Annotated in this window: 7 protein-coding genes; 5 read left to right on the plus strand and 2 right to left on the minus strand. The window is 61.9% G+C overall.

The genetic code is table 11. From position 1 onward, the window contains the following. Nucleotides 1-224 precede the first annotated feature (224 nt). The 4 genes from JKL48_RS22605 to JKL48_RS23680 all read left to right on the plus strand — a co-directional run bounded on the left by JKL48_RS22605 (nt 225) and on the right by JKL48_RS23680 (nt 5,361). A complete protein-coding gene (locus tag JKL48_RS22605) occupies nt 225-479 on the plus strand; it encodes an acyl-CoA-binding protein (RefSeq protein ID WP_201987644.1) in 255 nt (84 codons plus the stop codon). 202 nt (nt 480-681) lie between these two features. Beyond that, nucleotides 682-1,725 carry a hypothetical protein gene (locus JKL48_RS22610; protein WP_201987646.1) on the plus strand — a complete coding sequence of 348 codons (1,044 nt, stop codon included), beginning with the start codon at nt 682-684 and terminating at the stop codon, nt 1,723-1,725. Nucleotides 1,726-1,951: 226 nt separating this feature from the next. Next, complete coding sequence (locus JKL48_RS22615; protein WP_201987648.1) at nt 1,952-3,685, plus strand: T9SS type A sorting domain-containing protein; 1,734 nt, start codon at nt 1,952-1,954, stop codon at nt 3,683-3,685. A gap of 203 nt (nt 3,686-3,888) precedes the next feature. Next, entirely contained in the window at nt 3,889-5,361 is a 1,473-nt protein-coding gene (locus JKL48_RS23680; RefSeq protein ID WP_317191987.1) for a TlpA family protein disulfide reductase, read from the plus strand. A 248-nt stretch (nt 5,362-5,609) separates the two neighbouring features. On the opposite strand, the gene JKL48_RS22625 is transcribed toward JKL48_RS23680, so the two are convergent. Further along, on the minus strand, nt 5,610-5,840 hold the full coding sequence (locus JKL48_RS22625; protein WP_046243298.1) for a CDGSH iron-sulfur domain-containing protein: 231 nt from the start codon (nt 5,838-5,840) through the stop codon (nt 5,610-5,612). A gap of 154 nt (nt 5,841-5,994) precedes the next feature. Continuing rightward, a complete protein-coding gene (locus JKL48_RS22630) occupies nt 5,995-6,525 on the minus strand; it encodes a GNAT family N-acetyltransferase (protein ID WP_201987651.1) in 531 nt (176 codons plus the stop codon). Between the two features lie 116 nt (nt 6,526-6,641). Between JKL48_RS22630 and JKL48_RS22635 the strand changes: the two genes are divergently transcribed. Then, nucleotides 6,642-7,109, plus strand: coding sequence for a hypothetical protein (locus tag JKL48_RS22635; protein ID WP_201987652.1), 468 nt, complete (start codon nt 6,642-6,644; stop codon nt 7,107-7,109). Nucleotides 7,110-7,240 lie beyond the last annotated feature (131 nt).

The raw sequence follows: 7,240 nt of genomic DNA on the forward strand, positions 1-7,240 counted from the left end.
CCGTGTCGGTGAGAGAAACATTCATGCGGCAAGATTAACCAACTACTTTCGTTTTTCACTTCGCGAAAGGTTTAATAAAAACGGTCATGCTGAGCGCAGCCGAAGCATCTCTACCGTGCAAGTAATTATTTTACTATTGCGGTAGAGATGCTTCGGCTGCGCTCAGCATGACGTTCTTTGTCGTTCCACATCATCCCTCACATCTCACCAATCCAAACCCACTCATGACTACGCAGGAAGAATTTGACGCTGCCAGCCAGCGCGCCCAGCAATTGCCCACCAAGCCGTCCAACATGGTGCTGCTCCAACTCTACGCCCTCTACAAGCAAGCCACCGAAGGCGACCTCAGCGGCGACCGGCCCGGCGGGTTCGACTTCAAGGCCATTGCCAAATACGACGCCTGGAATGGCCTGCGCGGCCTCAGCAAAGACGCCGCCCGCCAGCAGTACGTGGAGCTGGTGAGCGAGCTGGCGGGGTAAGGAATAAGGAGACAAAAGAACGTCTGCTGAGAACAGAACAGTCCTGCTGAGCGCAGTCGAAGCCTCTCTACCACAGCAGTAATTCATTGGCAGGAGTAGTTGTGCGGTAGAGATGCTTCGGCTGCGCTCAGCATGACCGTTCTTTTTTTCCTCAACTCGGCCCAGCAGGACGTTCTTTTTTCCTCGGTAACTCCGTTTTTCCATGGACATCTCCCGCAAAAAGCCCAGCTACCCGCTCACGCCCGCGCTGCGCCAGTACCTGCGCGACTACGACCGCGAGGCCCCGCTGCCGGTGCTGTATGCCGACTTGCTGCGCTACACGGGCTCGTTTCCGCTGCGGGACCGGGCCGGGCGCGATACCCTGTGGGAAACGGTGTTTTTCGAGCCTCAGGCCATGCTGGAGCTCAGCCAGGGCCTGGCCCAGGTATACGCGCTGCTGAAAACGGGCGGCGACTTGTCCTTCACCGAGCACCTTATTGCCGACCGCATCGACTACTGCCACTTCGGGAATTCGCACCCGTTCCGCATCCGCATCGTCAACCAGCTCAACGACAACTACGACTACTTCTACGTGAAGCAGGCCGATGCCTCGCGTCTTTACGGGTTGGAGCTGGAGCACCTGCTCTCGCCCAACTCGATGAACTTTCTGGTGAGCGGCGACACGCTGATTGAGGAGCACATTGCCGGCATTCCGGGCGACGATTTTATCCGGCTGCGCCTCACGTCGGCCACCACCTTGCCCATCAACCAGGTGCGCATTGCCAAGGAGTTCGTCAAGTTCAACGAGCGCTGCTTTGTGCGGCTGCTGGGCGATATGCGGGCCTACAACTACGTCATCGACGTGACCCCCGACTTCGAGGACGAGCAGTACCGCGTGCGCGCCATCGACTTCGACCAGCAGAGCTACGACGGCCGCCGCATCATGTACCAGCCGCGCTTTTTTGCCGACAACGCTGTGGTGGTCGACCTCTGCGCCCGCCTGCTCAACCCCGAAACCGTGCGCCAGTACCAAACCGAGGAGCGCACCCTCATGGCCCGCCGCGCCCGCGCCGAGCGCCACCGCCTCAAGGCCCTGCTCGACGTGATGCGCCGCCACGAGCTGGCCCCCGCGGGCAAAGTCGACCAGCTCAAAGCCGCCCTCAACCGCTACCACCATTCCAGCGCCTTCGAGAAATGTGATTCGATGGGCGACCTCGTGCGCCAGCACCTGTGGGTGACGCTGGGCGCCGGAGCTAAGCCGGTGTAAGAAAAGCAGATACTGGGCCTAAATGAGCCGAAACGTATTGGAATAGTGTGTAAAGTGGTCTACTTTTAGGAATCACTAACTCCTTTCCCAAATTAGCTTCCCGATGAAAATACTTCTATCTCTTTGGCTTCTGCTGTTCCTCTTTCTTGGCCTGAAAACTCCGGTCAATGCTGCTACACCACCAGTTACAACCCCACCCATCACCGGCCGCCCCCTCCGAGAAGCCTTGAACCCCGACGGCAGCCTGCGCCCCGGCGCCACCGGCTCCTTCGATGCCCGGCAGTTCCGCATGGGCACCGCGCCCGATGGGCGGCCGGTGTTCCGGCCGGCGGGCACGAAGGGGGCCGGGGATGAGCGGTGGGCGAGTGGGTTTGGGTTGGCGAATGGAACCGATGGCACCGTCTACGCGGTGGTGCAGTCGGGCACCGATATGTATATCGGCGGGGACTTTACAACTGTTGGCAATGTAGCGGCCAACTACGTAGCCAAGTGGAATGGCACGGCGTGGAGCCCTTTGGGGACCGGGGTGGGCAACGGTTTGAACGGCGTCGTCAGTGCGCTGGTAGTTGCCGGCAATGGAGACGTGTACGCGGGCGGGAGTTTCACGCTGGCCGGTGCGGTAGCGGTTAGTCGAGTGGCTAAGTGGAACGGCACGGCGTGGAGTTCCTTGGGAAATGGGGCGGGCAATGGCTTGAACAACTACGTCCAAGCGCTGGCGGTGGCGAGCAACGGAGACGTGTACGCGGGCGGCTATTTCACCCAGGCAGGCGGCGTGGCGGCCAGTGGCGTCGCCAAGTGGAATGGCGCAACCTGGAGCCCCTTGGGCACGGGCGTGGTTAGCTCTACGGGGGCGAATGGCATTGTCAATGCCCTTGTGGTGACCGGTAACGGGGACGTATATGCGGGCGGAGACTTTACGCTAGCGGGTGGGGCAACAGCCAATAATGTAGCAAAGTGGAACGGCTCGGCTTGGAGTTCACTGGGAACAGGCGTAAGCGGCCGTGTTTTTGCCCTGGCGGTGGCTGGCAATGGAGATGTGTATGCAGGTGGAGAATTTTTTACCGCCGGCAGTTTAGCAGTCAACGCTGTAGCCAAGTGGAACGGCACGGCGTGGAGCACATTGGATGTGGGCACGAACGGTTTCGTAAACGCGCTGGCGGTGGCCGGCAACGGGGATGTGTACGCGGGTGGCTACTTCACCCAGGCCGGCGGAGCGGCAGCGAACAACGTAGCGAAGTGGAACGGCACATCGTGGAGCGCACTCGGCACGGGCCTCACCGTTGGTGTGTACGGCTCCGTCTATGCACTAGCAGTAGCCGGTAACGGAGACGTATACGCGGGTAGCAATTTTACGCTGGCCGGCGGAGTAACGGCCAATAGCATCGCGAAGTGGAACGGCTCGGCTTGGAGTTCGCTGGGTACAGGTACGGGCACTGGTGTGTACGGCAATATTTATGCAGTAGCTGTGGCCGGTAATGGCGATGTGTACGCGGGCGGTAAGTTCATCCAGGCCGGCGGAGCGGCAGCCAATAATGTAGCCAAGTGGAACGGCTCGGTGTGGGCTCCCCTAGGCACGGGAACAAACAGTACCGTTTCTGCTTTAGCATTGTCCCCAAACAGTAAGCTTTACGCGGGCGGCAGCTTTAGTGCCGTGGGTGACATCAGCAAAGTCATGGCCCACTTCGGCATCTACGACCCCAACGCCCCGCTGGCCACCGCCACTTCCCAGAAAGCCGCCCCCGCCGCCCTCTTCCCCAACCCGGCGCACGGCACGGCCACGCTGCGCCTGCCCGCCGGCGCCCCCCGCCTGCCGCTGACGCTCACCGACGCGCTGGGCCGGGTGGTGCGCCGCTACCCCGCCCCGGCCACGGCTGAGGCCGCGCTGGACCTGCGCGGCCTGCCCGCTGGGGTGTATGTGGTGCGCTGCGGCGAATACGCCCAGCGCCTGGTGGTGGAGTAGGGGAAACAGCCAACCGCAAAAAAGCCCGCTGGCCAATCGGTCTGCGGGCTTTTCGTTGCTGTCGAGCGCTCAAACGGCTTTCGGGCGGCCAGGCACCTTGGAAGTAAGGAAGAAAATAGAAACACTTGATTATGTTTTTTTATGGTTTTGTACTACTTTGACCATCGAATTTCTGCAAATCCCTTCATCCCTTTACTGTTCGCATGAAAAGCTTTTATACCTGCCTGCTACCCGCGCTGGCGTTGAGCGGCGTATGGTCGGCCCAGGCCACTACGGTACTGAGTGGCCACATCACCCACCCGCAGGGCCCCGATGTTCATCTCATCTACGAAAAAGGCCAGATTACGGGCGGGCCGCGCGGCGTGGCCGAGGCCAAGCTCGACGCCAAGGGCAACTTCCGCGTGGAGCTGCCGAAGCTGAAGACGCCCACGGTCGTCACCTTCAGCCACGGACAGGAATACACCATCCTCTACCTCACGCCCGGCGACAACCTCACCATGTCCCTCGACGCCGAGCGCTTCGACGAAAGCGTGCGCTACACTGGCACGGGGGCCAACCCCAGCAACTACCTGGCCCAAAACCTGCTGAAATTTGATGCCGACCCCGAGGGGAATCCACTAACCAAAGTGAAAACCAGCTCGCCCGCTGCCATGCGCCAGCTGGCCGACGATTACCGCCGGAAACGCCTGGCTTTCCTGAGCACCTACGCCAAGGCCCACCCCCTCACGCCCGCTTTCCGCGCCTACGCCCGGCAGACGGCAGCCTTCGACTGGGCCAATACGCTGTTTTCGTACCCGGAAATTCGCAAAGAAGCAACGCCCACGGACGTGCCCACGCTGCCCGCCACCTACTACGACTTCCTGGCCGCCGTGCGTCCGTCGCAGGACTCGGCCCTGCGCACCCACAACGACGCGTACCTGACGTTTTTGGAAACCTACGTGTACTACAAGCTCGTCGCCCCCGGCGAACCCCTGACCGGCGAACAGCTCCTGGCCACCACGCGCCAGCAGTTCGGCAACGGGCCCAGCCGCGACCTGGCCAGCGCCAAGTACGTGTACCAAGTGCTGAGCGAAAAGGGCGCTCCGGCCGCCGCGCCGCTGCTGCCGGCCTTCAGGCAGGTCAACCGCGACTCTGCGCTGGCCCAGGGCGTCCGGGCGCTGTACGCCGCCCAGCCCGCCATCGACAAGAAGCGCGAGGAACGCATGGCCCAGGAAAAACTGGCCCGCCAGGCCCTGGCCGCCGGCAAAGACGCCCCGGCCATCACCGTGCGCGACGCCAGCGGCAAAACCGTGAGCCTGGCCGACTACAAAGGCAAAGTGGTGTACCTCGACTTCTGGGCCAGCTGGTGCGGCCCCTGCATGGCCGAGGTGCCGGCCGGCGTAGCCCTCAAAAAGCAGTTCGAGGGCAAAGACGTGGTGTTCCTCTACGTGTCGATTGACGACAAGGAAGACGCCTGGAAAAAGGCCCTGAGCACGCACCCGCTCAGCAGCCCCAACAGCGTGCACACCCTCGACAAGGGTTGGGACGCCCCCGCGCCCAAGGCGTATCAGGTGCACGGTATTCCGGCCTACTTCCTCATCGGCCGCGACGGCCGCCTAGCCGCCGACGAAACCCCGCGCCCCAGCGAAGGCGAAAAAACGGTCGCGTTGCTCAACGAGGCCCTGGCCCGCAAATAACATGCGCTGCGCTGGGGTACGGCGTATACGTGGTGCATTGCGACCAAATTGCCTCACACCTAGTGGAGCAGGGGCGGGGCTTGCCCCGCCTGTCACGGAACGGAACCGGCGGCTTTGAGCGAACGGCAGGCGGGGCAGGCCCTCTCGGGTACGACCCGCGCACCCTACTTCAACCACATTGCCAACCACCCGCAAAAAAGCCCGCTGGCCAATCGGTCAGCGGGCTTTTTTGCGGGTGAAGCCATTACCTACACGGCCGGCTTCGGCGCGGGCAAATCAAACGCTGTGGCGTCGTGCTCAAAATGGCCTTTGTGCGAGCCGTCGCAGAAAGGCTTCTGCTTGGAAAGCCCGCAGCGGCAGATGCTGATGCGCTGGCGACCGCCCAGCCCGTAGGGCTGGCCCTGGGCGTCTACGAGTTCGATGTCTTCGCCCTCGACGCGGAGGGAGCCGTTGGAAAGGACGGTGAGTTTGGTGGCCATTGGGGAAGGGTTTTGATAGTTGATGGTTGAATGTTTAGGTGGCCGCAAGAACGTCATGCTGAGCTTGCCGAAGCATCTCTACTGCGCAACGTAGTCATTTACTATGGCAGTAGAGATGCTTCGACAAGCTCAGCATGACGTTCTGGTATCCTAATTAAAGCGCCTTTCTCATCACGTAGTCGTTCATAAAATACGGCCCGATGGGCACATCAACCTCGCGCTGGCGGGCAAAGCCGCGCCGCTCGTAGAAGGCAATGGCGGGGTTGTAGCGGTTCACGTTCAGGTCGAGAAAGCGGCCGCCGGCGGTGCGGGCCGCGTTTTCCACGGCCTCGATGAGGTGCACGCCCAGGCCCTGGCCCTGCCGCGTGGGCAGTACATAGATTTTGTGCAGCTTGTAGCCGGCAGCGCCATTATCGCCAGCGGCCGGCAGGGGGCTGAAGGAGGCGAAACCCGCCGGCTCGCCCTCCACATACGCCAGCAGGAACTGGTGCTGCTGCTCGGCCATCTGCCGCTTGAGGGCGGCCGGCGAGTATATCACCCGGTACATGTACTCCAGTTGCTCTTCCGAGATGATGAAGCGGTACGTGGGTTGCCAGGTAGCCTCGGCCAGCTGAATAATGGTGGGAATGTCCTTGAGCGTGGCACGCTCGATGCGCGGCGGCGCGAGTTGGGCGTCAGAAGTCATAAGCGGCAAAACGCGAAATTGCGGCGAAAAAACTGAAATCCGCCCGCCTGCTTCCATACGGTTGGCGCGCGCCTTGCGTTAAATGCAGCAGTCTTTCATTTTTCTATTGCCTGTTTATGAAAACTGCCTTGCTCGGACTGGCCCTTGTCGCCAGCCTGCCCCTCGCCGCTTCTGCCCAAACCACCCAGGCCGAGTTGCTCCGGCGCAGCGAACTTACCGGGGCCCGTCCGTCCGGCGCCTCGGCAGCCCATGCCCGCACCGCCACCGCCGCTCGCCGCCAGGCCCCCGCTTCCGACCCCGTGCAACAGCACCTGCTGCAAACCGATGTAAACCTGGCCCAAACCAGCGCCGACCAGCTCCCCAACTTCTACGAACGGTTCATCGGCACCACGCGCGACGAGCGCCGCCAGTGGAGCTACCCGCAGTGGGACGCCGCCGGCCAAGTACTCGCCCGCCTCAACCAGCGCTACGAGCAGGTGCGCACCGAGCTACCACTCGAAGAGCGGGTGCGCATTCGCAGCTTCCAGGGCGAGTTTCACACCCTACGCGGGGCCCGGTCGGTGAAGGACAAGCTCGACGAATGATATGCAGTTTGGGGTAATTAAAAATCATAGCCCGTCATGCTGAGCTTGTCGAAGTGTACGCTTCCCCGTCAGGTAGGCCAGCGAAAAGTAGAGGTTAGGCGGCTTGACGGAACTCGGTTGGGGTCATGAAG

The sequence above is a fragment of the Hymenobacter rubidus genome (assembly GCF_016734815.1).
Lineage (GTDB): Bacteria > Bacteroidota > Bacteroidia > Cytophagales > Hymenobacteraceae > Hymenobacter > Hymenobacter rubidus.